This is a genomic window from Hwanghaeella sp. LZ110 (genome assembly GCF_048892525.1).
GTDB lineage: Bacteria > Pseudomonadota > Alphaproteobacteria > UBA8366 > Aestuariispiraceae > Pacificispira.
The window spans coordinates 167,540-194,473 of the sequence record NZ_JBLZHT010000008.1; the positions used below are offsets into that span (position 1 = coordinate 167,540).

Genomic DNA, 26,934 nt, shown 5'->3' on the forward strand with positions numbered 1-26,934 from the left:
AGGGTGTGAATGGCAAATACCGTCCGGTTACGATGACCTATTGCCGGTCAGCACAAAACGGGAGCCAAGCTTGTAAAGGAACATAGGGCTGAAAGAACCGAGGCGGCACCTTTCGGAACCGCCTCGGATACTCATTCAGTCTTTAGCGGATTGGCGGTGCGTAAAGAATGCCGCCTTGGCTCCAGAGAGCGTTCAACCCACGCTCCAGACCGATTTCAGTGTTCGGACCGATGTTGCGGTCGAAGATCTCACCATAGTTACCCACGGCTTTGATCGCGCGCAGGGCCCATTGATTGTCGAGACCAATCATTTCGCCGTAGTTACCTTCGGCGCCCAGGATACGGGCAACGCTTGGGTTTGGCGGATTGGCGGCCATTTCATCAGCATTTGCTGCGGTGATGCCATATTCTTCGGCTTCGATCAGTGCGTTCAAAACCCAACGGGTCGTGTCCGCCCAGGCATCATCACCCTGACGCACGGCCGGGCCCAAAGGCTCTTTGGAGATGATTTCTGGCAGCAGGATATGATCCTTGGGTGCTTCAAAGGTCGCACGGGTTGCCGCAAGACCGGACGCATCCGTGGTGTACACATCGCAACGACCGCTCAGATAGTTGGTCCGGGCTTCTTCGTTGGTTTCGATCGGAACCGGCTCATAGGACATGCCCTGAGCACGGAAGTAATCGGCCAGGTTCAATTCCGTTGTCGTCCCGGTCTGGATGCAGACCGATGCGCCATTGAGTTCTTTCGCAGAGGTAACACCCAAAGCCTTGTTCACCATGAAACCCTGACCGTCATAGTAGTTGACGCCCAGGAAGGTGAGTTTCAGGTCGGCGTCACGGCTCATCGTGACCGTTGTGTTCCGATACAGGATGTCGCCTTCGCCAGAGTTCAGGGCGGTAAAGCGGGTTTTACCCGTGGTCGGGACGAATTTCACTTTCTCGCCATCGCCCAGCACGGCTGCCGCAGTGGCACGACAGAAATCGACGTCAAAGCCGTTCCAGCGTCCGTTGGCATCCGTGTATGCAAAGCCGACGAGGCCGGTGGTGACGATGCAATTCAGTTCGCCACTTGCTTTAACGTCTTCAAGCGTGGCTGCATTGGCGACGGTAGCCGTCATTGCCAAAGCCGCGCCTGCGACCAGGATTGATTTGAGTTTCATGTGGTATTGTCCCCTATTCTTTCGGTTGTTGCCAGTTTCATAACTGGTCAAGCAGCTTGCTCAGGCCCTTTTTAATGCTCCCAAACGGCTGCTATCGCAGCTCTATTCTGGTTAGGTAAGAAAATATTCCAAATCTGATGACGTTTTGCAAACCGAAATCTTGCGGTGCACATTTTTTTAATCATCAGCGGTGTTTATTGTTGGATTTCTTACCCATCCTTAATCCCATACTCACACAACTAGTGTTGAATGTCCAAAAAATTGCAGCATTGGTCGCTTTTGGAATTCTCAGGCCACATTAACATTTTGGTATAGACGGATAAATGCACAGAAACGCATACACGTTTAATGTGCAGGTTACTATTTAAATAGACGCAACCGACCGCATTATGCGACATTATCCATGCGCGATCTGGAATTGAGCGCGCCCGGAATCTATACTGGGAAGAAATTTGCGACGCACAGGGGGCTGAGTATGGGCGAGTCAAACAGCAATGCGGGTATTCGAATTGATTCAGCGATGTTGGAGGGGCGGTCTCGTGAAGAGCTGATCGATGATATGGCGCTTCCGTTCCTGGACATGGCGGAACAGATTGAGGCCGCGAAACTGAACAATGTTTCCGGGGAGGCCTGGCAAAGCATTCTGGAAACCAATCTCTTCCTGTGGCGGTTTATCTCCAACTTTCTGCCCCGCCATTTTTCAGAAGATGTGACCACTGAAACGGCCGGATTATTGTCGAAAATCAGCGATTTTATGACGAAGGTCACAGTTGCGATGGCCGATGGCGGCGCGCGGGAACCCGAATTGCTGGATAAGATGATCAAGCTGAACCTGAATATGTGCGATCAGATCCTGGCAATGCGAAACAATCCGGACCTTTAGGCAGGGCGCGTTTCAGGATCCGTTTTCCGTCCATAAGGAGTGGTATGTTTTACAAAGCCAGCGAACCGCACGGCCTGCCGCATAACCCTTTCAATGGTCTGATTGTCCCGCGTCCAATAGGCTGGATTTCCAGTATGGATAAGGACGGTAACGTCAATCTGGCACCGTATTCTTTCTTTAATGGTGTTTCATACTTCCCGCCACAGGTCATGTTCTCGTCTACGGGTCCCCATACTCAGCATGACGGCCCAAAGGATTCCGTCAGAAATATTCTGGAGACAGGTGAGTTCGTTCACAATATTGCGACCTGGCCCTTGCGGGAGGCGGTAAACATATCGGCGGTTTCTGCACCGCACGGGGTTGATGAATTTGAACTGGCCGGACTGACCCCGGTGCCGTCCCTTCTGGTGGCGCCGCCACGCGTTCGGGAAAGCCCAATTCAGCTGGAATGCAAATTGGTGAAAGTCGTCGACCTTCCTTCGACCCAGGAAAATGGGTCCAACACCATTATCTTTGGGGAGGTGATAGGCCTTCATATCGACGACGCTGTTCTGGTGGACGGCATTGTCGATATCAGAAGAGTCGATCCCATTGCGCGGTTAGGCTATCGCGACTATGCGCGGATCACAGAAACTTTTTCCATGGATCGGCCAAGCTGGCCACTTTAGAGTAATGCTGCGCAGCATGCTGTAGCATCCGCCAAGAGCCTGATGCGCTATTTCGAAAACACCTTTTGCAGCAGTTCTGTGGTTCGTTTTGCCGGATTTTCGCGAATGGCGGCTTCTTCCTGCGCAACATAATGAAACAACCCTTCATAGGCTTTTTCGGTTGCGTGGGTTGTCAGATCACCCTTCACATCTGGAACAAAGGGCATTTTCTTGTAGCTGGCCATCATTTTATCCAGAGCCTCTACCGCGCCAACCTCTGTCAGCGCCTGGTCGACGATGGGGCGGATTTTCGCCTTGATGTCGTCGCCTGACACGCGTGCCAGATATTGTGTCGCGGCGTCATCGGGACCCTGTAGAATGCCTTTGGCATCGTCCACACTCATGGCTTGAATAGCGTTGATGACAATCTCGCCACTGTCTTCCATCGCGCTTTCTGCGGCGCGGTTCATCTTTAACTCAACTTCCTCACCCAGACTGCCCAGGCCAACCTTGGACAACATGGATTGTACTGTCTTTAGCTGATCCGGCAGGGGGATATGCACGACAGGGTCGGTGTTGAACCCGTCTTTTACCCCCAGCGTATCGACGACCCGCTCGCTGCCGATGCGCAGAGCTTCTTTCAACCCCTTGGTGATGTCGGCACTGCTGAGCCCGGATACGTCGGGCGCAGTGGACTGAGAGGAATTCAGGTTCTGGTTCAGCAATGATTTCGCACTGTCCAAAAGGCCGGTTGCCTGAGCCGTAGACGCCGATGACAAAACCAATAAGCCAATCACCAGAAATGGGCCGCAGAATAGGAAAACACCTGGTAGGGAGCAGCTTGATTTGGGCGAAGAAGCCAAGGAGGTAAAGCGCATTGTTGGCGAACCCTTTCAGAACAAAAGACAGTGATTGCTGTTGCATCAGCCTAATCTATGTGCCCCTGAAAGAGAACTAATTTGAGCGGTTTCTGCTCTTACCTGGCATCGTCCCCACGCGATAGGTGACCCCGCCGCTTTAACAGGTTAGACTGCGAACAACTTATATTTTAGGGGGACTCTGGTGATGTCATTTTACAGCAAGATCACGGATGGCCTGCGGTATCAGGGCGGAATTAAGCACATATGTGTGGGCCCCCTGGTGGCGCTTGGTCTGGTTGCGGCGCCCATTTCGATGGCATGGTCTCAGACAAATGGGACGGCTGAAGTCGGGGAAACCGGCTCAACGCTGCCTTCTGTTGAGACCGCTCCCCCCGGGGGACTTCCTATTCTCAACAAACTTGGCGAGCAGATGAGTGGTTTGAATGAGACCATCGGCGCAATGGCCAAGCAGTTACAAGAGAAATCAGAGCAAATTCAGTCATTACAGGCGCAAGTGGAAGCGTCACAGAATGAACTGAAGGCGGCGAAAGCCGAAGGGAAACAGAATGCTGCCCTGATTGATGAATTGCAGAATAATCTGATCGCAGCGTCGGGCACGTTAGACACAGCGCAAAAGGATTTGGCGGAGTCACGTACGGTGATTGAGGATCTGACCGCCCAGGTCGATGCCGGAAAGTCCAATGCCCAGGCTGTTTCAGATTTGAAGGCAGATGTCGAAGCCTTGACCCAATCAAACAAAGCACTGGAGGCAAAGGCCGCGGAAGCCACGGCGGCGCTGGAGACCGCGCAGGCGGACCAGAAATCCAGCGATGACATGCTGGCCCAGGTTCAAATGGAGCGCGATGCCCTGGCGCGGCAACGGTTCTGGCTGTCAATTCTGGTGGCATTGTCTTTGGTCGGGGTCGCGTATTTAGCGATGCGGGGTCGCCAGTCCAGTTCTGATGATGCAGTAACCAAACCGGACTCTAAGTCCGACCAGAATCAGAATGCCAGCGACACCCCGGCGAGTAAGCCCGACACAACGGCAAAGGGCGCCGCGTCCAAATCAACTCCGAAAACCAGCCCCCCGGCGGAAAAAACAAGTAAAGCCAACAGCGACGACAAGACATCATAGCAATGGTACGCAGATACCAGATGCGATAAGGGAGCATATGTGAAACTGGGTCTCAGAGTGATCCTGGCCTTGGCCTTCATGGTTGCGTCGATTGTTCCCTTATCGGTCTGGGCCGTTTGGGTGCGTTCAGCGGCATTGGACCGGGAGATTGAGGAAGTTCGGGACAGGCACCTGTTGCTCGCCCGGAATCTCAGTCTTGCCCTGGAGCGGTACGCCCAGGATGTGTCGGCGGTGTTTTCCCATGTCGTTGAAACTGATCCGGAATTGCGCGGGTCCCAACATTTGGGAACATTGTTGGCATCGCTCAGTTTTCGGCATATCTGCTTGATCGAAACTGACACGAAGCGCGTGGTTTCCGTTACGCCATCGGCCACTTACAGCATGGAAAGTATTGTTCTACCGCCTTTGGATCGGTTCATTGAAGTGGCGGAATATGGTCTTGGCAAACTGGTTTTCACCAATGTGATGCTGAATCCATCCGGCAAGCCGGCAATTTATCTGTTGAAGATGATAGAACCCAATGTGCTGGCGCTGGGGGAGTTGAGCACGGAATTCTTGCGAACAACCCAGCGTGCTGTGGCGTTCGGCGAGGGAGGGCATGCGGCTATCGTCGATGCCATCGGTCGTGTCGTAGGTCATCCCCGTGCGGATTGGGAAAGGGACTTGAAAGACCTGTCTGCCGTCGACCCAGTTGCTCGAATGATCAAAGGGGAAACCGGGGTCTCCAAGTTTTTCTCACCCGCCGCAAAGGAGGATATGATTGCGGGTTTCACAACCGTTCCCGCTACGGGATGGGGGGTGATGATACCTCAGCCGTATCGTGAATTGCAGGCCAAGGCCGATGAAGTGCAAAAGTCGGCCTATTTCATCGTCGCCTTTGGTGTTGGTTTATCCACTTTACTGGGGTTTGCCATTGGTGGCTTTATCGCCGGCCCGATTAAAGCTGTTTCAAAGGCTGCGGATCGCGTTGCGGATGGCGACGCCGATGTTTCTGTTTCTGTTCCAGGCGGCATTGTTCCGGTGGAAGTAAGGGCGCTTACCAAACGGTTTAATGAAATGAGCATTGCCTTAAACAAGGCGCGGCAGGCCGAGGTCAGGGCCTTGCGTGCCGCGGAGGAAGCTGTTGAAGCGAAATCAGATTTTCTGACCCGGGTCACGCATGAATTGCGCACCCCGTTAAACACGGTAATCGGATTTTCCGGGATGATCCGGGATCAGACTCAAGGACCCATCAATTCGCCCGAATACGTCGAATATGGTCGTTACATTCATGATGGCGGCCAGCGTTTGCTGGAAATGGTGAATGATATCATTGCCTTTTCGCGTGTCGACAGACGAGGCGATGACGTTGCGCGTTCTGTTGTGGATATCACCGTAATCTTGACCATGGCAGTTGAAAAAATTCGATCGATGGCAGGTGACGGGCAGATCAATGTTTCTTTATCTCTGGCAGAGGACCTGCCTGATCTTTGGGTGGATGAGGTGAAGTTTCGCCAGATCATTTCACATCTTGTGACGAATGCCGTTAAATTCACACCATCACGCGGATCTGTTGTTATTGACGCGCATACAGGTCCTGCGGGCGGTGTGGAAATTGTGATCCGTGACACGGGAATTGGCCTATCAGAAGAACAGATACCCCTGGCGTTAAGCCCGTTTGGACAGATATCGACCCATCTTGCGCGGGACTATGAGGGGGCCGGGCTCGGCCTGCCGCTGTCGAAAATGCTGGTAGAACAGCATGGAGGAACGCTCACGATTCAGTCGACGCCGGGGCAAGGCACCATCGTCACAGTATTCCTTCCCCCGGAATGCGTCGCTGCATCAGCCTGAAACAAGATGTTTCTGTCAGTCTATTTTGGCATCCGTAATGGTCAATGCCTCTGCGCTTTTCGCCTGATCCTCCGGCAGGGTAACGGTGGTACCGGTTTCCAGGCTGGCTTGAACCGCGGTTACGTCAGAGGTTGCGATCAGAGCGCCTGATTCCACATCGAACATGCGATGCAACAGCCGCAAATGTTTGCGACCCACGGCAATAAAACCGCTTTCGACGCGGACCAACTCCCCCCCGCGCAGTTCCCGGATATACTGAAAGTTCTGACGCACAACGGCGATACGTCGGCCTGCTTTCTTGATTGAACGCGGAGAGACCCCGATCCCATGCAACAGGAACCATGTCGCCTGATCGAACCGTTCGATATACAGACGCGAATTCATCGATGATTCCGGGTCATACTCAGATGCCAGAACGGCACCACGGAATGTTTCGGTCCAACTGCTCATAAAGGATTCCTCCGGTTTTGGATCGATGGATGTGATTTCTGGACTTGTCTTAGCAAAGTTCAGCAGGTAGGGCCATGCCCCCTGGCGATGCGACTATGGATTTAGATCGGCCTGCCACCCTAACGCACCTGTGAATTGTAATTCAGCCATAAGACGAAAAAACCTTGGTGCCGGAAATCAAAATACCATAAGGCGCCAAACTGGCTATAGTGGGAAACCAAAGGGGAATCTCAGGCCAAGTACTGGCTGTTGGGAGATTTGTATGGCGGTAAGGCGGGTGCGTCAGAACCGCAATTGAAACGGCGTTCAGAGCGATTGTCCGGATGTGAATTGGAGAATTCTGGTGTCAGAAGCAGGTAAATCACAACACGTTCTGATATTGCGGAAAGCCGCCGTCCGGTTCGCGTTGTTGCTGATCATTTGTTCGGCACTGGGCGTCCTTGTTGAGCGTATGATCCTTCAGGACGCGCTGTTGCAGATGCGTGTCGAGGCGCAGAAAGAAATGGGCAGCCTAAGGATTTCTATTGAAGGTGTGCTGAATAACAACACTCAGCGTGTACAAGGGCTCGTGGGCTATGTCGTTGACAGCCCGGATGTGTCTCAAGACAGTTTTTCCAGCGTAGCGAGTTTCTTAATCGGCAAAGATGAAGGGCTGATACGCAATATAGCTTTGGCTAAAGACCTGGTTGTTTCGCATATTTATCCGACCGCGGGTAATGAAGCGGCCCTGGGGTTGGATTATCGGAAAGATAGAATCCAATGGCCGGCTGTTCAGCAAAGCATCGAACAGAATAAGATAACGCTGGCGGGCCCTTTGGAACTTGCGCAAGGCGGAATGGGATTGATCACGCGCTATCCGATCTATCGCGACAATAGTCAAGGGAAGCCGGACCTTTGGGGAATAGCCTCGCTGGTTATTGATTATCAACGCTTTCTGGAAGCCATCCAGATATCCAGTTACTCACAAATCTATGATATCGCCTTGGTCGGCAGTGATGCGAAAGGAATGTCGGGTCCTCCATTCTGGGGAACCATGGAGGGTATGCCAAAAGCGCCCATTGATGTGGATGTCTACGTGCCTGGCGGAAAATGGGTAATCATTGCCGCCCCAAAGGGCGGTTGGCCGCGGGTTTCTTCAAAAGTCTGGTATATCGTGGCGGCATCCGTTTTTGTGTTTTGCATTGGATGTGCCGTCATTCTGGGCACGGTCCGGTTTGAAGTTGCGATGGTTGAATCGGCACAGGAACTGGAATTGTCGCGCAATGATGCGGAATGGGCGCGCATGCAGGCTGAACAGGCCAATCGGGCAAAAAGCTTGTTCCTGGCAAATATGAGCCACGAATTGCGGACCCCTTTGAACGCGATCATCGGGTTTTCTGAGATCATGTCCCATGAACTGATGGGCAAGATTGGGAACGAGCGCTACAAGGCCTATGCCATGGATATCTATAACTCATCCAACCATCTGATGGAGGTGTTGAGTGATATTCTGGACATCACCCGAATTGAATCGGGTGATTTGGAATTGAATGAAACGGTGATCGCGCCAGATTATCTGGTTAAATCAGCCCTGCGTCTGATCTCTGACCCTATGGATAAAAAGGCGGTGAAGCTGGAGGTGACAGTGCCAGAGGCATTGCCGAATATCTCTGTAGATGCCCGTTTGATGCGTCAGGTGCTGGTGAATACGATTCAGAATGCGATAAAATACACCCATCCGAACACGACAATTTCAATCACAGCCCATGTCCCGGAACAGGGCGGTGTCGCGTTTTGCGTTCTGGATCACGGCCCCGGAATTCCATCAGAGGATCTGGAGCGTATTCTGGAACCCTTTATTCAGATACGCCCCACCGCAGAGGTGACTTTTGAAGGGGCGGGCCTGGGCCTTCCGATTGCCAAGAAACTGATGGAAGTGCATGGCGGCAGCCTGAATATCGACAGTGTTGTCGGCCAATGGACTCGCGTGACCCTAACCATCCCCCCCAGTCGCATTGTCACCTGATCTGACCTGACAGATCGCGCCATCCCTGCCAAAGGATGCAATCTGAATAACCGTCCCCGACGTAGCATGAAAGAAGGGTCGTTATTCTGGCTTGCCGTGTGAAAGGGATTTGTATGTCTGATTTTTCCAGTGTCGGGTTTTACCGCTCGACCATCGTCACCGCTGTGGCCGCTGTGCTGCTGGGCGTCGTGATGCTGGCACCACCGACTTATGCATCGGATACTCAGAATCTGTGGCAGTCCCTGCAATCGGGCGGGCATGTGGTGCTGATCCGCCATGCGATTGCGCCTGGTACCGGTGATCCGGACACTTTCGATGTGAATGATTGCAGCACACAACGGGTGCTGTCCCAGGAAGGCCATCAGCAGTCAGACCGCATCGGCACCCTGTTTCGGGACAATGGCATCCAATCAGCACAGGTTTATTCCAGCCAATGGTGCCGCTGTCTGGAAACCGCACGGGGCCTGTCCTTGGGGGCGGTACAGGAAATGCCAGCGCTGAATTCCTTCTTTCAGAACAGGGGGATGCAGGGACCCCAGACCCAGGCATTGCGGGAATGGCTGCGCGAGGCACCGCTGACCCAGCCGACCGTTCTGGTGACGCATCAGGTAAACATCACCGCCCTGACCGGCCACTATCCGCAATCGGGCGAGTTGATATTTCTGCGCGTTGAAGAGTCAGGGGATGTGGTTCAGATCGGCACGATCCAGACGCGCTAGAGCATCATGCGCTCGCATGAGCTCAAACAAGATGCTGTTAAGCTCATCCTGTCGGATGATGCTGGGATTATTCGTTAAGCTCATGCGGTCGCATGATGCTGGGAGTATTTATAAAGCTCATCCTACCGGATGATGCTTATAGGCACCCCCACAATTCCGCCGGTGCGCGGTACAGATCGCCCGCAATCTTGTCCGCACGCGCCTGTGTCGACGCATCGGGATTGGCCGGGTTCCGCTCCAGCGGGTTGGGCAGCACAGCCACCAGCCGCGCCGCCTGGTTCCGGGTCAGGTCCTTGGCACTGACATTGAAATGCCGCCTGGCCGCCGCTTCCGCCCCATAAATCCCATCGCCCCATTCCGCGATATTCAGATACAGTTCCAGAATGCGCCGCTTGCTGAGCAGGAAATCCATCATCACGGCCAGGGGGATTTCGATCACTTTGCGAATGCGGCTGCGGGCGGGCCACAGATACAGGTTTTTCACCACCTGCATGGTAATCGTGCTGGCCCCCCGGCTGGCCGCACCGGTTTCCTGTAATTCGTCCAGCACCTTGGACATTTCCGTCCAGTCTATGCCCCGATGGGTGCAGAAACGCTGGTCCTCCGACACGATCACCGCCCGTTGCAGGGCAGGCGCGATCTCCTCAATAGAGACCCAGTCCTTATCCATCGGCGCGTCGCGCATCAGCATCAGTGGCGTGACTGGCACCGGCACCACGCCATAGATCAGGATCAGCAGCACCGGCAGCCCGATCAGGACCGCTGGAATGCCGATCAGCACTTTGCGACGGGTGATGCGCATTCACCCGGCCGCCGGTGTGACCGAACAGTAAATCTTGCGCACATCTTCTGTGCTGACCCAATCAACCTCCGCCCCCAGCGGCACCAGAAAGGTCTCGCCCGTCGTGAAGGTCCGGGGTTTCTGTCCGGTCTCCGTCAGGGTGACCGATCCAGACAGCAGATGCATCAGCTCATACCGCTCAAACCGCACCGGCTTGCGGTTATAGGGCGTGGACTGCCACAGCCCCACGATGAATTGCCCGGTCGCATCCTCATAGACCTCAACAGCCTGTTGTTCGGGGGCCGCCCCGATCAGGATATCCGCCCCCGGCCCAACAGAGGGCACCAGCGGCAGGGCGGGATCAATCACCAGTCCCGATCCGTCATGGCCCACCTCCTCAAGGGTCCCGGCTGCGCCCTGTTCAAAGATCATATAGACCTTCTTGATGTTCCCCGTCTGATGCCAGGCACAGACCAGCCCCTTGGGCAGGAAGAAACTCTGCCCCGCCGACACCGTAATCTCCGCCCCCGACTCCAGGCGGATCGTCACCGCCCCTTCCAGCACGATCATGAACTCATCCACCGAATAAGGCCCCATCTGCGCCGTCCAGGCCGTACACGCCCAAATCCCAGCGGTCAGCCCCAGTGCGGGCACCTCCAACAAATCCACCCCCCGATGAACCGGCGCCCCGGAGGCAATGACAGAGGCCGGAATCTCCGGCAACACCGGGAAGTCAGACAGATCATGTGGAAAAGAGAGTATGGGCATGTGCGATGGCTCCCCAAAAGGCACGGATGGTATGGCGCAATACTAATGGCGGAACGGGGAAAGAGCCATGCCTGGATTTCTCTAAATTCTAGCGAATTTCTACACTATTCGATTCTCGTCACTTGTGACCTTAAGGAACTGCGAATGTACTCCATGACTATCGAGGAAGTTGGTTGTTGGAAAGACTTGCACTCTTTAATGAATTTGGAGCAGCTATATTGTAACCTTTTAATTGTTCACCACATGATCTAGTATGCGACACTACGTTTGGTGAGGCGTCAGTCGAACCGTATGATGCAAATGCAGGCAACCAAGAGGCAGCGCTCCCGTGTCCAAAACTATCACGGATCCACAAATTATTGTTGCAAAACGCGAAAGTCGGATTTCAGGTTCTGAAAGCCACGCTCGAAATTGTGGCGGGGGAGCATTGATGGCGAAGTGGTTCTCGACATATCCCCAAATGGACGGATTGAGCGGATTTGCTAAGCAATCGGCAATACTCGCAGAACAGTTCCGTCCGTATACTAAATTCGCTAGCCAGATGCACCAGAGGCTTCGGCCTACCTTCGAAGTCGCCGAACAGCTTCATATTCGGATCGCGCCGATTTTCCGCGTAATGGAACCTCTGATGCAGATCTTGAGCCAAATGGGGGAGTTGTTCCAAACACCGCAGTTCCGTCGCTATGCTTCCGTAGAACGAAGCGGCACGATTCTGCATCCGATTTATATCGACCTCTTTGAGCCGGATTTCACCTCCGATGATGTTCGCAGCAATTGGCGGCGCATTCGTGCAAGGCTTTGGGCACGATTTCCAGATAGTCTCGACACGGACACCCGGAAGAGCAGGTACAAGGAGTTTCTGACCTGCCAAACCCAAGGCGCTTACGTGGCGGTTTGTCGGTCCATCTATGCGGAACTGGAAGCGCTGATCCGCGAGGAAGTTCTTTTTTCCGATCCTGAATGGTGGAAGGCGTTGCAGAGCGAGCTCACTGCTAGTGCGCGAAGAGGTAAATTGGGGCGTGAACTGGGGGGAATCGTTAAGTCTGAAAATCAGGACTTCCCACTGGTCAATCTCGATCAGCCGATTTCGCCCGAGACTATGTGTGCCGTTGCGTTCGTGAACCACCTTGAAAAAGCATTTGACAGTTTCGACCCGACCAATGTCGATTCGAAACCAAATAAGGCATATCGCCATCTGCACGCTCATGGCTGGATAAAGGAAGCATCCTTTATGGACTCTCTGAACGGACTGTTGGCCTACGACTATGCACTTCAACAAGTCGCGGTATATAAGACCGCGAGAAAAGCGAACTATGATACCGCCCTGTAATAGGCGACGGTTTGAAGACGACCGTTCCCTAGGTTCTGGCATGTCATACGAACTATAACACGGGCACGAATCCGTCAAAAATATATAGAAAGGTGTGGGGCGATATCTCGTATCGCCCGAGCAAATAGATGAGGCGTGGGGATGCGGTCGTGAGGGGGCCCAACTGTGATGGTGCATTTTCTGAATGAGAGGTAACTAAGCGAATGACAGGAGAAGCCGCCACAATAGAGTTCGGTTGGATCGCTCAGTTCTTGGCCGCGGGAGGCGGCGGTGCGGTTATTGCCTATGGGGTTTTCAAGATTCTTGGGCAGAACTGGATCAAACATCAATTCGCCAAGGATTTGGAACACGCGAAGAGCGCGATTTCTTTTCACGCCGCAAAGCGGATGCGCTTACACGATAAGGAATATGAGGTCTTCCCAGAAATCTGGTCGCGGCTTAGCGATGCGAAAGCGAGCTTGCAAGGCGCTCTCATGGAATTCCGCCGGATGCCGGATATCAACAACATGGAGGAAGAAGACTTCACAGATTGGCTCAATGGGCTTGATTTGGAGTGTGGCGAGAAAGATGCGGTCACCAAAGCACCGGATCGGATGTCTGCATTCAATCGTATTCTTGACTACAAAAGTCTACGAAAAGCCGAAGAAGATTATTTGGAATTTCAGACCTATTTGCAAAAGAACCGCATTTTTCTGAGCCCAGAGATCAGCACGAAGTTCGAAGAAATCAGGCGCTATCTTCGGAAAGCTTGGGCCGCCCGCACGACCGATGTGCGCTTGGGAGATGCGGCGGCAAGAAAGGATTTCCTGTTGGAGGCTCTGGATATCTTCGAAAAGCAGGTTGAACCCAAGATGGAAGAAATTGAAAGTGTTATACAAGGAAGACTTTTCCCCGAAAGTTAGACGAGGTCTGGAATTTTTTAGGTAGAATTTTGAGGGGTGAGGCCACACGAGTGATCTGATCCTATACGTGACAAAGGATGGTCGCACGAGCCTGAACCGGCTCGCCGAGGCGGATCCGGTCTAGCTAATCTAGTTGAAATTGCCGAGTTTTTCGTGACTACGAATCAAAACGCGACGCGGTGGTCACTCTGTCTTTCGCGGCAAACGCTTCTGAGAACGTGTCGTTAGCAACGGTCGAAAGTATTTGGTAATATCTGGCAAAGGGCATTCCAATTTGGAATTCCACAACAGCCCCAAACAAAACAAAACCCCCAGGTTTTCCTGGGGGTTTTGATGGTGGGCGCGGGAAGGATTGAACTTCCGACCCCTGCGATGTCAAGCAGGTAGCTTATCAGTCATTTCAAGTCTTTGCCTCTCCTTTCACAAGGGAGAGAAGTGAATGGCAAGTATCCGTGTATTGCGTTCCGGTCGGTACAACGTTCAAATCCGTCACCGGGGTAAGAAGCCTCAGTCCAAAACTTTTTTTAGCTATGACGAAGCGATGGCATGGGCGGTTCGAACTGAAAAACTTCCGGGCCTTCCATGTGTATCCAGACCCGAACCAAACGACCTAATCTTCGCGCCGCTTGGTCTGAGATACTGCAATACCATTTTGAAGAACAAACCGTCCCGGTTCATCACACTTGGACGCATCCGGCGTATTGCATTGCACTTGCAAGGCGACGTTCGGAAAATCACAAAAATGGATGTCAATGAATATCGATTAATGCGGCTTGATATGGTCGCGCCCACAACAGTTCGAGAGGAACTCCAGATTATCCACAGAATTTATAGATGGGCGAATCGAGAACTGATCCTAGACAAAGAATTGTATCCTTCACCCTGCAATGAAGTTCCAATGCCAAAGGCCAGTAAGCCTCGCAGTCGGGTCGTCGACAAAGACGAACTTCAACGGCTTATAGGTGCTCTTTCAGCAGTCATGGCTAGTATCGTCGAACTCGCATTTGAGACCGCGATGCGGCGCGGGGAAATAGTGGGGTTGAGGGTGCGTCACATTGATCTTAATGAGCGAATTCTTTCTGTTATCGATGGAAAGACCGGTGACAGATCGGTCCCGCTCACAACAAGGGCCGTAGAGCTGCTTGAGAGCGCCCTACAGCACTGTTCTAGTCTAGATGATTTCGTGTACCCCGTTCAAGCTCATAGCGTCTCTACGGCTGTTAGACGTGCTAGAAAGCAGGTTGGATTGGATGATGATGTTCGACTGCACCAGTTGCGCCATACGCGAATTACGAATGTTGCAAAACAGGGGTTTAACCAAGCGCAAATTATGATGGTAAGTGGGCACCGTGACGTTCGTAGTGTTCAGCGCTATACGCACTTAAATGTTAAAGATGTAGTCAGGCTGCTTGAGTGATTTGAGTACCCAGAAATGGGTAATTATTTTTGGGAGCTGATCTTGAAGCCGTTCACCGAGAGAACTACTTAAGATACTTGTCTTGTCGAAAATTTGTGATCGCTCAGGCATTGCTGTGGATGAAACCACAGTATTCATAGTAGCCAAAAAATCCTCTGGTGATATCGGGACTCTAGACCGACACTATAAGGCAGCTACAGCCGGGTTGATCGCAACAAGGCCTAAGTTCAGTTGCAAAAAGATAGCGCTCGAAGCACGAGCGCTGGTCTGTCGAACGTAGAGGGTTTTGCGTTCGGCAGTCGATCAAGCTCTTTAGCTTGTAACCGCGTTCGCTGGAAACAGCGAGGATGTCGGCACCGCAAGCGTGGTAAATGGACGCCACCACGCTACAGCACTCAAAACTGTAAGGTGCAAATCCCCTTTGACGGAAAAGAACTTCGTTACATCCCCCCGGCACATGACAGCCCCTATTAAATTATCAGTCAGAAAAGTTTTATGTCATGTGCCGGGGGGATAGAGGCTTTTCTGGAAAAGCATCCTATAATTTTACTTCCAACAATTATAAACGTTGAGTGAGTGCGGACGCTCCGCGTCCGCGCCGGCGCGTAGCGCCGCCTGAAGTTATCAACTTCCGGCAACATAATTAAATATTAATTAGTTACAGCACTGCTAGTGCAAGCTAAATCTAAAGCAGGCTTGGATGGGTCATACCAATCGGCCGTATAGGTGGTTTTCATGGATGATGAACTCTGTGCAGATCCAAATCCGGTAGCGGAAGACGCAACTGTCATTTCTTGTACATACGCGAGCTCACCATCCCGGTAGCACTTGGTTTCTACATTTGTCGTATAGCTGCAGCCTGAAACCGCAATAGCCAGAATAAATACACGAACTTTCATTTAATCCCCCAGATAGTAACACCAAGACATAGGAAAACTGCATGAATATCGATCCAAGTGCTTGGTTGGTAACACTTAATAACGCATACCGATAGTATGAAACGTAATGCCTCGTGCAAGTGGTAAATTCATCAAATATCTCCAATTAAAACTGTGTTTGCCGCCTTCAAATCTGAAAAGTGGGGGTTCGAAATCCAGTCATTTTTATGATTTTGACAAGTGTGAGACAGGAACTTTTAAAAAGAACGGGCTAAAGTGGGTCAGAAAACGGGTCAAACGGGTCAGAAAGCAGGTCATGACCCGTTTTTGACCCATTTCATAAACTAAGAAACGCTGGTTTTCTGCGATTCCTGAAAGGTGTTACCAAATCAAACGAATCAAAAAACAAAGGTCCAACCTAGCCTTTGATTCAGTTTTTTATATTTATTTTCAATAGTTTAATAGGTGTTCTGGGTCAGAACCGGGTCAAAATTCCGTACATCCCGATCCACTCTTTGAAATCGCATGAGCATAGGCCCCCCCCTTCCGTCACAGACTTTCTGTGGCACGCGATCTGAGGGAATCATGCATTCCTGGATAACCTATTGAAAAACCAAGGTTTCTATTGAGGTCCGCGTAAATCCTGTTTGTATCGGAATAAGACGAACGTTTTGAACCGATATGGAGGGTCGCAACATGACCACACAGCAAATTATCGCCTATCTTCGAGTGTCAACTGAGACACAGGGGCGGACCGGTCTTGGCATTGAGGCACAACGGCAACTTGTTGCCGCTTATGCCGAGCAGACAGACAGTCAGATCGTCCGCGAATATGTAGAAGTCGAAAGTGGCAAGATTGATGATCGGCCGGAATTGAATGCTGCAATTCGCGACAGTCGTCGCACCGGCGCGACTCTTGTTGTCGCTAAACTTGACCGCCTCAGTCGGAACGCAACTTTCTTGCTCACATTCGATGACATGGTAAAGCGCGCAGGGATTGACTTGCATGTTTGTGATCAACCCCATCTGGACCGGTTCATGCTCGGCATCCACGCCCTTGTTGCAGAACGAGAGCGTCACATGATCTCCGAACGCACAAAGGCTGCTCTGGCTGCTGCAAAAGCCCGTGGTGTGCGTCTGGGGACGAGAGACGGCAAACGACTGAGCGAAGCTGGAAGTGCTGCACGACGCTTGAAAGCGAAGCAGCATGCCATGAACGTGCTGCCGGTCATTTCACAGATACAAGCAACTGGTGCGATCACATATCGAGCGATTGCAGACGCATTGAACGCTCGTGGCGTGACAACACAGCAAGGAGGTGAATGGCACCCGACATCGGTCCGGCGCGTTGTCCTTCGAAAACAAAAGTAACTGTATGGATAAAAAAATGGTCCCCCGGAACCCTTCTTAGGGGTGTGTTTTGTTCAAAGGGTCCCACATGGACCCCTTACCCGTATTAACCTATTGAGGATAGATACTTCTCATGATTGAAACCCTATTAAGGTGTTTGGTTATGTAACAACTAATACGGGGCGGCGGCCCCCGTTTCGTAAAGGTCTCTGGCCGCTCTATTCGATATCGCCGTCGTTAACTAATCGAATGGGCAGACTCTAAGATGGTCAGACCCTACACAAATCTGAAGGAATTTTAAGGGCGCAGGTCAAAATAAAAATGTTAGGCCATTTGGCCGCCCTGTCCTTGGACGCGGGGGGTTATTCCGTGCGGCATATGTGTGGCGTTGGGTCTTATATCCTGGGACACGAGTCACTCGTATTAAACCAGCCTGTTCCCGTATTTTTCCATAAGCAGTTGCAGCACCCGAGCGCTTGCAAAGGCCGCAAAACTTTGACATTCATCGGCCTTGTCTTGATCTGCGAAGTCACAAACGCCTTTCAATGCGAAGACCTCTGGCTGAGGGCTGCATGCCGCTTTGACTGCGGCAAATAGACCATAAATTTCCATTTCAACGCCGATCAATTCTTGATGTTGTTGATCTTTCGTTTGCTTGATGATGTCACCGTCCGCAAGTACTGCGGTCCCAGATGCTACAGGACCAATCCGCAATTGATTAAAACCTGGACCGTCACCGTTAAATGTAGACATAGCTTCGCGGAAAGTGCTTACTTCAGCGCTAATCTGGGCAATATGAGAGCGAATTTTTGTGCTGGCTGGGATGTGATGAGGGCGAATTTTTAACCGGGCAATGTCCTTGTCTTTCGTTTGCTTACCGCTCTGATAATTCCAAGCTGGATCAGCAAACAACACGTCTCCCAACTTCACTTTTTCGCGTACACCAGCGCATATCCCAGTCATGGCCACAATTTTTGGCCTAAGCTTGATTAGTAGTGAGGTGGTTAGGATTGCAGTTTCAACCATCCCCATTCTTGGAGCACTTGCCGCGCAAACTGAGAGCGTTGTTCCGTTAGAATCAAGTTCGCCGTCGTGTACAAAAGTTACATCGTCGACAGGGCGAGCGGTTTTCCAATTCCACGGAATTTCTAGCACCTTAGTAAGCTCAGGGGCTTGCAAAGCACACACAATGAGAAGGTCAATCGGTGGTTCTTCCACAAGTTTTTTATGATCTTGACCCAAAATGTACGTTACGCAATTCAGCGTACGCTTGATCCACTCGTCGTCAGTTTCCGAATAATCGAGCACCGTCCAACAGCAATCGGAAAACCGCCTAACTGCATCACTCGCTATCTCACGATCCGAGGTAATTCCAAGTATCCAAGTGGGTTTGTTGACGAACGACTCTTCTTGAACTTCAAAAAGAAAATCAACTGAGTGGTCTGTATGCGCGTCATCTTCCGGTCGGAGCGGAATCAAAATATCCAATATAAGCAGGTCATATTTTTTCGATTGAATGCTTCTCTTCGCGTCAAAAATCGAAACAACGATGTCCACATTTTCAGGGCTAACGCCAGCAGCTTCGATCTCTGGGCGGAGTTTCCCATATCTTTTCGGATTGTCATCAACGATCAAAATATTCATTTCTCTTCTCCAATAATGCCTAAAGAATTTAGGGATGATTTTAGAGCAAGTTTCCATCTATCATAAGCTGAATTATAGTGGAGAACCTCAACAATATGCTCTTCGAATTCATCAATTAATTCTGCCTTTAGAATTTCTAAATTCACAATTTCTCCACCTTCTCTCAGAAACCCTTCGTACCCCGTAATTATTATCGTAGGACCTAGGCGTTCTGCCATAGACGCATGACGCAATATTTCTGTCCCGCCGAATCCTTGGGGTCGACCTCCACTCTCCCTTTCACCGATATCGAAGGTCGGAAGTGACATATCGAGAATTAGCAACTCAAACTCTTCGGATTCTATCAAACGAAGTGCGGACGTGACCGATCTTGCGGTTACTACGTGCGCTGTCGGTGCGAGTTTTTGGAGTAGTGCGCTAATGTGAGTCAGTTTCGGTGATTCATCTTCGACAAGAAGGATTTTTGGCTTTACTGGCATCTATAAATCCTCTCGTTGGAGAACGACGGAATATGTGATTTCCAGCTTAAAGCGACCCTGTTCTGTGAAGTAAAATTTTAGATTCCCACGATTCGATTTTTTCACAGACGCTGCAAGTTTGGCAAAGCCGCTACCCGAGTCTGATCTGGTCCGCCGCGAAAAACTTCCGCTTTCAATTGCATTTCGGATTTCGTTGGCGCGTTTCTCTTTCTCGATTCGAGCACTAGTTCTGCAGTCGCTCTCAATCTCAAACTCAAGGGTCGATTCAACTTCATTCCACGTCGCGACAATATCTACACACGGGTCTTTAAGACCGGAATGTTTAAATACATTTCCAAGGCCTACGAATAGCGCGTCATGCACGAAGACTAGGTCACCAGCATAAAGCGCTACTTCCCCAACTGATCGATGGGAAATTTGCGGTGAATATCCTCGCTGTGTTTTTTGGACTGCGGCGAGACCAATTTCGACGCATTGCTCAAGTGTGAAAGTTCTGCTGTTTGCTACGGTATCTGCATGGACAAACCATTGAGCAGCTTCATCGAGTTTCACCTGAACTTCGTTTGAGATTCTCCCCATATCTGCGTCGAACCCTAAAAATCCTGGATCGCCCTCCGCTAAGCTACGCACTGTCGCGCGCGTAGAATCAAATGATGCTATCAGCTCGTTTTTAATATCCTCCGAGATAGTTTTTCGAACTCTTGAGAGGGAAGTCTCTAGGGCGGCCCAAAGAGTTGAAATAGAGAAGCTTAGAAAATTCCTCAAATCTACATCCACTGTAGCAACGGCCTTGATAAGAGAAAACAACGCCTCTGAAATCGGCAGAACTATCATCCCGTCCGGCTTTTCTTGGGACTGAACATGGAAGTAATTGTCTTTTGCGGTCGTCAAAATATTGTCGAAGTTTCGAGAGAAAATTTTTAATGAATCGTCAATTTTGTTTAGTTTTTCTGATTCAGTGCAGGTAAAACGATTCAAGCAAACATCATTCCTATGGTATTCTCCAGTTTCTGAGTCTTTTGTTGTTATTAGGTTTGAAAATTCGAGAGGTCCGCGGATAAGTCCTATAAAAGATTGGTGACGAATTCTCTTGGAAAGAAAATAATCCAACCCATAGGTAGAGTTTGTCAGGAATTCATCAGATAACTTTTTCACTATGTTTAGAAGTACGGCATCCGCTTCATTATCAGGTGACAGCGCGGGTTTCTGTGGAGTATTTTCGACTATACCCCGTATAACATCATCAAATGATTGCGGAGTGGTTACGTTGAGAGATGCAAGATCACGATAGCGATTGAAATCTTCTTCCAATTCCCTCAATGCCCAACGTACCATAGAGTCATTGTCGACATGAATGCGCGTACTGTCGACAATCCATTTTCCTTCATCCAGGGCAAGCTGGTTCGAGATATGCATGACTTCATCTGAGTAATGTGATGAATTTTCTGTATCAAATACCTGAAGCTTACTTACAATTTCCAATCTCTCTTCTAAGAGTTCGCGGGTACTAGCGAACAACATGCTGGTATCTAAAATTTCTGGAACGCAGACGTTATCCAGAAAGTAAACTAACTCGTGATGGTCGAAACTCTGAGAAATTTCGAAAAGTTTTGATGGCTTGTTAACCTTTAGATTGCGTAAGGCTGCTCCTGTGCTAAATCGAAGGCGAGATAGTGTCTGACCGTCCTCCTGGCGACTCCAAAGAAGATGCAATGCGATTGGGGTTGAAAGCTGTCGATCAACGAGCTTGAAATCTTCCCAGCTATAGGCTGATAGCGTCGCTTCAATCGGCATAAAATCGCTGTGTGCGAGACTGCGAGCGCCTTCTTTGGAAATCAGCTCAATAACTTTCTGTCGATCCCCTAAACCGTGCCACGCGTGGAGTTGTATGAGTGACCGCAACGCATGCAATGGCTTCGGCCAATCCTCCACACTTTCTCCAAGAGCTTCTAACGCGTTGGAAATTTCTCCACGTTGAACACACCCGACAGCGTGAGCAAGAATGGCGGGCTTGAAAGTTGGAGGTCGTTGGCCAATTTGGATGTGCGTCCATACTTCGTTTGTGCGTCTAGCATTCGGAAGCCGCACGTTCACAGGAGCGCAGTCCCAACGCACATCCTCTGCCCCAAAAGTGGCGCTGTTTAAACCGATTAGCCAAGGCTTCCAGTCACTTCCAGGACTTGGACGACGAAGTTGGTGTAGTAGGCTTAGGACACCTGCGGCTATTGGGAGACCACTATAATTCAAGGTTAGTTTGGTTGTCTTAGCCCAAGCTTCTTCCGAATATTCACAGCGATTCTCAACATGCCCGATCATTCTTGCAATTGTTGTTGGCTTAGGTACCGGGAATGGGCGATCCCGTTCACTATGTGCAAGGGCATATCCTGCGTAGATTAGTATCCACGGATCTCGTACTTTCCGTATCGTTGCACGAGCGTCGTAGACACATTGCTTTAGACGGCCGTTGAACAGGTGCTCTGAAACTTTTGTTTCGCGATTTTGAATACAATGAGGGAGCGTTGGTGCGACGTGCCACGCAATCTTGTCGAGGCGTGGATCCGCAATCTCGGTAGATTGAACTAAGCTTAAAATAGCGGTTCGTTGCTTGATCAGAAAAGAATTTGATACGATGTGCTGAAGGATACAAACGAAGGTTTCGTAAAGGTCGATGATTCCATGGTTCTGCTCTACCCTCAGGACATCTGCCAGTTCAGTTTCAGTAATTGGTAGTTCATTTTTTAACCTAAACCGCAGGTAGGTCTTTGTTGCGTCTGCAAAAACGAGATGATTCTCTAACCTCGATTCCACATCATCAAGAAATTTATAAAGAGTCGTTCTGTCTTCATTCCTAACACTCGTAAAGTATGCGACAAACCCAAGAAGGCCAAATTTGTGTACAGCCCTGACTTCGGCAGAGTATTGCTTTTGACGTTCGAGCCCTCCCGCTTGATGCTCGAGGGCCAAGCGTAACTGAACGGACCAAAGAGAGACGCCATATACATCTTGAATTTGTTTTATGGACAGTATGGCTTCTTCATATCGCCCGGCGAACGTAGCCTCTTCTGCATAGGCCTTCTGATTTAAGTAACTGCGGATGGTGTTGCGCTCGACCCGTAGGCGTTCGCAAACCCATTCCAACTCGGTCATTAGCGGTAAGATGGGAGCAGATTTGTAGATGCCGGAGAGATCATCGTACTCAATCGGAATTTGACTCAGTTCTCTTACTTGAGTTCCGGCTAAATCAGATATCCACTCGAGCATTTCCCGGAACCGCGACGATGGAATCTCGGCGCGCACGTCTAAAAATAAAGTCGACAGATTGCTTCTGAAGGCATGGGAGCGCGCGACTTTTCGATCTTTGACGAACCGCTTTGATCTAAAAGCTGAAACCAGACCTCTGAAACGATGTTGCTGTTCTTTGAACAACCTATCATTTGGGTCCAAATCCTCTCCGTGCCCTCGATCCAATTGAAGTTTCCTCCAGTTTTTCTTACATATATTGAAGATTTTATATGTGGTTAGTAGGATTCTTTGAATTGTACAACGATTGGATGCGGGAGCCAGGCTGGAAAGCGAGGAATGTTGGAAATGAAGTCGGTCAAACAACCTGAGTTACATTTTTATAACAAGGGCTTAAATGTTAAGAATTGCAACATGTGATATCGGAACAAATACTTTAGCTAGTTATTCATTCTACGTGACCTACGCCCTTAAAATTCCTCCAGATTTGTGTACAGTCTGTCGACGTGAAGGAGACGGATTTATGAAGCGCAGCCGGTTCACTGAAGAACAGATCATCGTGATATTGAAGGAGCAGGAGGCTGGTCAGAGGACGGCGGATGTTTGGCGCGGTCGCAGTGTCAGAGAAGCGACCTTCTACAAGTGGAAAGCCAAGTTTGGCGGCCTTGAAGTATCAGAGGCGAACCGGCTGAAGGACTCTCCCTATGAATGGAGTATACTTGGGTCGCAGGTCACGAGCTTGAGAGCGGACATTACGACGTAAACGACCACGTCGGGAAAAAATTGGAACAATTTACATGGACCACTACGCGGAGAGTGAGGAATTATAGTTTCTTTCAAAAATTAGAGACCGAAGGCATCTAACACCAATCCACTTCCCGTATTCGGTCGATACTTTGTTGCAAGACAAAATCAGAGTTCGAGACTTCGTTTATAATTCGATGGTCCTTCAATTACGCTTTCACCTACTTCCTGCACAAAAAAAGGACTTAGCAATTCTCCGCTAAGCCCTTGAAAAGAATGGCGCGCCCCAAGAGTTTCGAACTCCCAACATCACGATCCGTAGGTCAGCCGGAGCGGTGCTATTCACCTTGCCGCAGCAAATGCACAGCGTGCAGGCTGCAAAAGGGCGCGTAGCTCAGTGGGAGAGCACTGAAAGACGACGTTCACAATTGACCTTGTGAATGTTTGTGAACAGAATGGGTTTTTGTCGGAGAGGCCGAAGGCCAGAAAAGACAAAACCCCCAGGTTTCCCTGGGGGTTTCGATGGTGGGCGCGGGAAGGATTGAACTTCCGACCCCTGCGATGTCAACACAGTGCTCTCCCACTGAGCTACGCGCCCTTTTGCAGTCTGCACGCTGTGCGTTTGCTGCGGCAGGGTGAATAGCACCGTGGGGCGGGTCCTTCAAGCGTTTGATCGGGGTGTGACAGATTTTTGTCTGTGGCCCGGATTTTGGCTCAGGGCGCGGTCCAGAACTGCTCTTTCAGGCAGGTCAGCACCGTTTCCATCCGCTGGGTCCAGGTATGGGTGCGGGCATAGTGTGCCTGGGCCGTGTGGCGGTCGTCGTCGGTGCGTGCCATGGCCTGGTCTATGGCGGTGGCGGCCCGGTCTGCGGCAAAGGGCAGCGTGGTGATGCCCAGCGTCGTTGCCTGCGCCGGTGTCAGGAAACGGCTGGGCTCTGTGACGACCGATGCGCCCCGCGACAGGCCATAGAACACGCGCTCATGCGCGCCATTGCGGAAGCTGGGGCTGCTGTTGATCAGCACGCGGGCGCGGCCCATTAGGTCGGCGGCGTCTTCAAAAGTGACGGCACCGCGATCTTCCATCGTGCCGGGCAGGGCGGTGCGCAGCGACGGGTCGATGACGCCGCAATAGACGATTTTGTGATGTTTCAGGCTGTTCAGCAGGGCAATCCGGCGGGTGCTGACCAGATGGGTTTCCAGATCATTGGTCGCGGCCAGCCAGTCCTGGGGGGACTTGCCGGGCAGGGCGGTCTTGCACAGGGCATACAGGGGGGCATAAGTCTCCCGCGCTGCCTCCATTGCCTGGGACAGGGCCTTGCGCCGACCGGTATCGCTGCCGCCATGGCGGGTTAGGAAGTCGTCCTGGCTGGGCGCGCTGGTGATGTTGCCCACAAACAGGACGGGGATGTCGCGCTGGTCATTGGACAGGGGGGCTGGCTCCGGCGGGGGACCGGCATGGGGGAAGGGGATGTGACAGCGGCTGGGACACGGAAAATCGGCCAGGATGTCTGGGAAATCCCCATCCACCAGCCCCAGAATGCTGTGTTCCGGCATCGCCTGAATCTTTGCCATATGGCGCAGGGGGGAGTCGGTGATAAAGCTCATCCTGGGCAGGCGATAGGCATCATATAGGGAGCCATTCTGGACCCGGTAATTCTCATTCGCATTGATATCCAGCACGAAGCGGGGGCCTTTGAATTCCGTGATCGCCTTGACCATGATGCGGTTCAGCCCCTCATTGGGGAAATCGCTGCGCAGATATTCCATGACCGACACGCCCGCATTTTCCAGCGCCGTGCGCATGCCGCGCCCCATATCCCAGATGGAGCTCAAGGGGGCGAAGTTGGCGATCAACAGGCAGCGTGGTTTGGTCATCATAAACTCCATCAAGAACCGCGCCACCTTACACAGCGCCGGGGGATAATCCAATTGTGCTGGGCTGGGGGCCTGTCGCTTTGCCGTCTCTGGCATGGTGCTTGCTTCTATTAGGGGCAGAGAGAGCGTTTGACACGGCTTGGAGAGGCCAAATGAGAGTTCTAACGATATGTGCCGGGTTCATTGTCTGTTTGGCAATCGGCGGGCTGGGTCCGTCCAGCGCCTGGGCCAGTGCGGATCAGGAAACCAGACCCCAGGCCGGGCCTTGTGCGGCGGCGATTTCTGTGGCGGAACGGGCGCGCAATATTCCGGTACACTTGCTGCAGGCCATTTCCCTGACGGAAAGCGGTCGGTGGAGTGCGGATGATGATGCCTTTGTTGCCTGGCCCTGGACGGTCATGGCCGAAGGCAGGGGGCGATATCTGCCCAGCAAGGAAGCCGCCATTGCCGAGGTTCAGGCCCTGAAGGCCAAGGGTGTGACCAATATCGATGTCGGCTGTATGCAGGTGAACCTTTATTATCACGGCAGCAATTTCGATGATCTGAACGAAGCCTTCGATCCGGTGCATAATGTGGCCTATGCCACGTCCTTCCTGATGGACCTGCGCCACAAGCGCAACAGCTGGACCCGGGCGGTGAAGGAATATCACTCCACCAATCGGGAGCGGCAGCAACTGTATCAGGACCGGGTCATGACGATGTGGGATGCCCTGAAGAAAGGCCGCCCGATCGCCGGTAAGGAGACCGGCATTGCAGAGGTCGGCCTGACCTATATGAGCAACGCCCAATGGCCGCCCAAGAATTATCATCAGCAAAAACAAATGGAAGCCGCAATCCGGGGCCGCGTGATGAGCGGGTCCGGGCAGTTTTAAGGCAATTTCGCCTGCCGCCCTGGATCCCGGATCACGTCCGGGGTGACGGTCCTGAATTCTCAACAAGGTGAAAACGCAGAGGGCGCTGAGCAACGCAGAGGGCGCGAAGACAGCACCACACTCTTAGCGTCCTCCACGCCCTCTCCGCGCCCTTTGCGGTAATTCTTCAAAAGACCCTCGTCTTACCCGCGCAGGCGGGTCTCCAAGACCAAACGTCCAACTGTCTGCGTACCGCCCTGGATCCCGGATCACGTCCGGGGTGACGGTCCTAATTTCTCAATAAGGTGAAAACGCAGAGATCGCTGAGTAACGCAGAGGGCGCAAAGACAGCACCACTCCCTCAGCGTCCTTTGCGCCTTCTCCGCGCCCTTTGCGGTAAATCTTTAAAAGATCCCTCGTCTTACCCGCGCAGGCGGGTATCTAGGGCCAAACGTCCGACTGTCTGCTTGCGGCTCTGGACCCCGGATCACGTCCGAGGTGACGGTCCTAATTTCTCAATAAGGTGAAAACGCAGAGGGCGCTGAGCAACGCAGAGGGCGCGAAGACAGCACCACACTCTTAGCGTCCTCCACGCCCTCTCCGCGCCCTTTGCGGTAATTCTTCAAAAGACCCTCGTCTTACCCGCGCAGGCGGGTATCCAAGACCAAACGTCCAACTGTCTGCGTACCGCCCTGGACCCCGGATCACGTCCGGGGTGACGGTCCTAATTTCTCAATAAGGTGAAAACGCAGAGATCGCTGAGTAACGCAGAGGGCGCAAAGATAGCACCACTCCCTCAGCGTCCTTTGCGCCTTCTCCGCGCCCTTTGCGGTAAATCTTTAAAAGATCCCTCGTCTTACCCGCGCAGGCGGGTAGGTGGAGTCACGTTTGAAGTGCAACGGTTATTGATCCTTCGTTAAATACCTCGAAGGGGGTTTTGAACCCAAGACATTTTCGGGGTGTTTGGTTTTGGGCGTTTTGGAT

The 26,934-nt window shown here is 51.7% G+C and carries 20 protein-coding genes, 1 tRNA gene and 1 pseudogene; 12 read left to right on the forward strand and 10 right to left on the reverse strand.

Translation table 11 applies throughout. The annotated features are described in order from the left end of the window. Window positions 1–142: 142 nt before the first annotated feature. Entirely contained in the window at window positions 143–1,159 is a 1,017-nt protein-coding gene (locus tag ACOSDM_RS16225; RefSeq protein ID WP_420725600.1) for an amino acid ABC transporter substrate-binding protein, read from the reverse strand. Window positions 1,160–1,634: 475 nt separating this feature from the next. Between ACOSDM_RS16225 and ACOSDM_RS16230 the strand changes: the two genes are divergently transcribed. Together ACOSDM_RS16230 and ACOSDM_RS16235 are read left to right on the forward strand one after the other, a co-directional pair. Beyond that, window positions 1,635–2,042, forward strand: coding sequence for a hypothetical protein (locus ACOSDM_RS16230; RefSeq protein ID WP_420725601.1), 408 nt, complete (start codon window positions 1,635–1,637; stop codon window positions 2,040–2,042). Between the two features lie 44 nt (window positions 2,043–2,086). Next, window positions 2,087–2,710, forward strand: a complete 624-nt coding sequence (locus ACOSDM_RS16235; RefSeq protein WP_420725602.1) for a flavin reductase family protein — start codon at window positions 2,087–2,089, stop codon at window positions 2,708–2,710. Window positions 2,711–2,757: 47 nt separating this feature from the next. Here the strand turns inward: ACOSDM_RS16235 and ACOSDM_RS16240 are convergent, their stop codons facing one another. Further along, window positions 2,758–3,567: a DUF4197 domain-containing protein gene (locus ACOSDM_RS16240; RefSeq protein WP_420725603.1), complete on the reverse strand. Its 810-nt coding sequence runs from the start codon at window positions 3,565–3,567 to the stop codon at window positions 2,758–2,760. Window positions 3,568–3,754: 187 nt separating this feature from the next. Here ACOSDM_RS16240 and ACOSDM_RS16245 point away from each other — a divergent pair, with 187 nt between their 5' ends. Both ACOSDM_RS16245 and ACOSDM_RS16250 read left to right on the forward strand, forming a co-directional pair. Continuing rightward, window positions 3,755–4,684 (forward strand): hypothetical protein, encoded by a 930-nt coding sequence (locus ACOSDM_RS16245; RefSeq protein WP_420725604.1) that lies wholly within the window; start codon window positions 3,755–3,757, stop codon window positions 4,682–4,684. Between the two features lie 39 nt (window positions 4,685–4,723). Further along, the gene (locus ACOSDM_RS16250) at window positions 4,724–6,517 is read left to right on the forward strand and encodes an ATP-binding protein (protein WP_420725605.1); all 1,794 of its coding nucleotides are present in this window, start codon (window positions 4,724–4,726) and stop codon (window positions 6,515–6,517) included. A 15-nt stretch (window positions 6,518–6,532) separates the two neighbouring features. Here the strand turns inward: ACOSDM_RS16250 and ACOSDM_RS16255 are convergent, their stop codons facing one another. Continuing rightward, window positions 6,533–6,967 carry an acyl-CoA thioesterase gene (locus ACOSDM_RS16255; protein ID WP_420725606.1) on the reverse strand — a complete coding sequence of 145 codons (435 nt, stop codon included), beginning with the start codon at window positions 6,965–6,967 and terminating at the stop codon, window positions 6,533–6,535. 343 nt (window positions 6,968–7,310) lie between these two features. On the opposite strand from ACOSDM_RS16255, the gene ACOSDM_RS16260 reads away from it, so the two are divergent. Both ACOSDM_RS16260 and ACOSDM_RS16265 read left to right on the forward strand, forming a co-directional pair. Beyond that, entirely contained in the window at window positions 7,311–8,972 is a 1,662-nt protein-coding gene (locus ACOSDM_RS16260) for an ATP-binding protein (RefSeq protein ID WP_420725607.1), read from the forward strand. 113 nt (window positions 8,973–9,085) lie between these two features. After that, a complete protein-coding gene (locus ACOSDM_RS16265; RefSeq protein ID WP_420725608.1) occupies window positions 9,086–9,691 on the forward strand; it encodes a histidine phosphatase family protein in 606 nt (201 codons plus the stop codon). 136 nt (window positions 9,692–9,827) lie between these two features. On the opposite strand, the gene mtgA is transcribed toward ACOSDM_RS16265, so the two are convergent. Together mtgA and ACOSDM_RS16275 are read right to left on the reverse strand one after the other, a co-directional pair. Beyond that, on the reverse strand, window positions 9,828–10,493 hold the full coding sequence (gene mtgA, locus ACOSDM_RS16270) for a monofunctional biosynthetic peptidoglycan transglycosylase (RefSeq protein WP_420725609.1): 666 nt from the start codon (window positions 10,491–10,493) through the stop codon (window positions 9,828–9,830). Then, complete coding sequence (locus ACOSDM_RS16275; protein WP_420725610.1) at window positions 10,494–11,240, reverse strand: cupin domain-containing protein; 747 nt, start codon at window positions 11,238–11,240, stop codon at window positions 10,494–10,496. A 430-nt stretch (window positions 11,241–11,670) separates the two neighbouring features. Between ACOSDM_RS16275 and ACOSDM_RS16280 the strand changes: the two genes are divergently transcribed. The 4 genes from ACOSDM_RS16280 (at window position 11,671) to ACOSDM_RS16295 (ending at window position 17,138) form a co-directional block, all read left to right on the forward strand. Beyond that, entirely contained in the window at window positions 11,671–12,570 is a 900-nt protein-coding gene (locus ACOSDM_RS16280; protein WP_420725611.1) for a hypothetical protein, read from the forward strand. Between the two features lie 203 nt (window positions 12,571–12,773). Continuing rightward, window positions 12,774–13,472 carry a hypothetical protein gene (locus ACOSDM_RS16285; RefSeq protein ID WP_420725612.1) on the forward strand — a complete coding sequence of 233 codons (699 nt, stop codon included), beginning with the start codon at window positions 12,774–12,776 and terminating at the stop codon, window positions 13,470–13,472. A gap of 439 nt (window positions 13,473–13,911) precedes the next feature. Further along, a complete protein-coding gene (locus tag ACOSDM_RS16290) occupies window positions 13,912–14,889 on the forward strand; it encodes a tyrosine-type recombinase/integrase (RefSeq protein ID WP_420725613.1) in 978 nt (325 codons plus the stop codon). Between the two features lie 1,574 nt (window positions 14,890–16,463). After that, window positions 16,464–17,138, forward strand: coding sequence for a recombinase family protein (locus tag ACOSDM_RS16295; RefSeq protein WP_420725614.1), 675 nt, complete (start codon window positions 16,464–16,466; stop codon window positions 17,136–17,138). A gap of 402 nt (window positions 17,139–17,540) precedes the next feature. Here the strand turns inward: ACOSDM_RS16295 and ACOSDM_RS16300 are convergent, their stop codons facing one another. The 3 genes from ACOSDM_RS16300 to ACOSDM_RS16310 are packed head-to-tail and all read right to left on the reverse strand — an operon-like array spanning window position 17,541 to window position 22,684. Further along, entirely contained in the window at window positions 17,541–18,761 is a 1,221-nt protein-coding gene (locus ACOSDM_RS16300; RefSeq protein ID WP_420725615.1) for a hypothetical protein, read from the reverse strand. Next, window positions 18,758–19,240 (reverse strand): hypothetical protein, encoded by a 483-nt coding sequence (locus ACOSDM_RS16305; RefSeq protein WP_420725616.1) that lies wholly within the window; start codon window positions 19,238–19,240, stop codon window positions 18,758–18,760. Before ACOSDM_RS16305 ends, ACOSDM_RS16300 begins: the two co-directional genes overlap by 4 nt. Then, on the reverse strand, window positions 19,241–22,684 hold the full coding sequence (locus ACOSDM_RS16310; RefSeq protein ID WP_420725617.1) for a hypothetical protein: 3,444 nt from the start codon (window positions 22,682–22,684) through the stop codon (window positions 19,241–19,243). A 319-nt stretch (window positions 22,685–23,003) separates the two neighbouring features. Here ACOSDM_RS16310 and ACOSDM_RS16315 point away from each other — a divergent pair. Then, a pseudogene (locus ACOSDM_RS16315) lies at window positions 23,004–23,174 on the forward strand (transposase); the annotation flags it as partial. A gap of 573 nt (window positions 23,175–23,747) precedes the next feature. On the opposite strand, the gene ACOSDM_RS16320 reads toward ACOSDM_RS16315, so the two are convergent. Beyond that, window positions 23,748–23,822: transfer RNA gene (locus ACOSDM_RS16320), tRNA-Val, on the reverse strand. 116 nt (window positions 23,823–23,938) lie between these two features. Continuing rightward, window positions 23,939–25,195, reverse strand: a complete 1,257-nt coding sequence (locus ACOSDM_RS16325; RefSeq protein ID WP_420725618.1) for a hypothetical protein — start codon at window positions 25,193–25,195, stop codon at window positions 23,939–23,941. Window positions 25,196–25,251: 56 nt separating this feature from the next. Here ACOSDM_RS16325 and ACOSDM_RS16330 point away from each other — a divergent pair, with 56 nt between their 5' ends. Then, a complete protein-coding gene (locus tag ACOSDM_RS16330; RefSeq protein ID WP_420725619.1) occupies window positions 25,252–25,971 on the forward strand; it encodes a hypothetical protein in 720 nt (239 codons plus the stop codon). The last annotated feature ends 963 nt before the right edge of the window (window positions 25,972–26,934 follow it).

What these genes read in the sequence shown, in the direction of transcription:
- ACOSDM_RS16225 (WP_420725600.1), bottom strand. Translation starts at nt 1,159, where the DNA reads ATGAAACTCAAATCAATCCTGGTCGCAGGCGCGGCTTTGGCAATGACG.
- ACOSDM_RS16230 (WP_420725601.1), top strand. Translation starts at nt 1,635, where the DNA reads ATGGGCGAGTCAAACAGCAATGCGGGTATTCGAATTGATTCAGCGATG.
- ACOSDM_RS16235 (WP_420725602.1), top strand. Translation starts at nt 2,087, where the DNA reads ATGTTTTACAAAGCCAGCGAACCGCACGGCCTGCCGCATAACCCTTTC.
- ACOSDM_RS16240 (WP_420725603.1), bottom strand. Translation starts at nt 3,567, where the DNA reads ATGCGCTTTACCTCCTTGGCTTCTTCGCCCAAATCAAGCTGCTCCCTA.
- ACOSDM_RS16245 (WP_420725604.1), top strand. Translation starts at nt 3,755, where the DNA reads ATGTCATTTTACAGCAAGATCACGGATGGCCTGCGGTATCAGGGCGGA.
- ACOSDM_RS16255 (WP_420725606.1), bottom strand. Translation starts at nt 6,967, where the DNA reads ATGAGCAGTTGGACCGAAACATTCCGTGGTGCCGTTCTGGCATCTGAG.
- ACOSDM_RS16265 (WP_420725608.1), top strand. Translation starts at nt 9,086, where the DNA reads ATGTCTGATTTTTCCAGTGTCGGGTTTTACCGCTCGACCATCGTCACC.
- mtgA (WP_420725609.1), bottom strand. Translation starts at nt 10,493, where the DNA reads ATGCGCATCACCCGTCGCAAAGTGCTGATCGGCATTCCAGCGGTCCTG.
- ACOSDM_RS16275 (WP_420725610.1), bottom strand. Translation starts at nt 11,240, where the DNA reads ATGCCCATACTCTCTTTTCCACATGATCTGTCTGACTTCCCGGTGTTG.
- ACOSDM_RS16280 (WP_420725611.1), top strand. Translation starts at nt 11,671, where the DNA reads ATGGCGAAGTGGTTCTCGACATATCCCCAAATGGACGGATTGAGCGGA.
- ACOSDM_RS16285 (WP_420725612.1), top strand. Translation starts at nt 12,774, where the DNA reads ATGACAGGAGAAGCCGCCACAATAGAGTTCGGTTGGATCGCTCAGTTC.
- ACOSDM_RS16290 (WP_420725613.1), top strand. Translation starts at nt 13,912, where the DNA reads ATGGCAAGTATCCGTGTATTGCGTTCCGGTCGGTACAACGTTCAAATC.
- ACOSDM_RS16295 (WP_420725614.1), top strand. Translation starts at nt 16,464, where the DNA reads ATGACCACACAGCAAATTATCGCCTATCTTCGAGTGTCAACTGAGACA.
- ACOSDM_RS16300 (WP_420725615.1), bottom strand. Translation starts at nt 18,761, where the DNA reads ATGAATATTTTGATCGTTGATGACAATCCGAAAAGATATGGGAAACTC.
- ACOSDM_RS16305 (WP_420725616.1), bottom strand. Translation starts at nt 19,240, where the DNA reads ATGCCAGTAAAGCCAAAAATCCTTCTTGTCGAAGATGAATCACCGAAA.
- ACOSDM_RS16325 (WP_420725618.1), bottom strand. Translation starts at nt 25,195, where the DNA reads ATGCCAGAGACGGCAAAGCGACAGGCCCCCAGCCCAGCACAATTGGAT.
- ACOSDM_RS16330 (WP_420725619.1), top strand. Translation starts at nt 25,252, where the DNA reads ATGAGAGTTCTAACGATATGTGCCGGGTTCATTGTCTGTTTGGCAATC.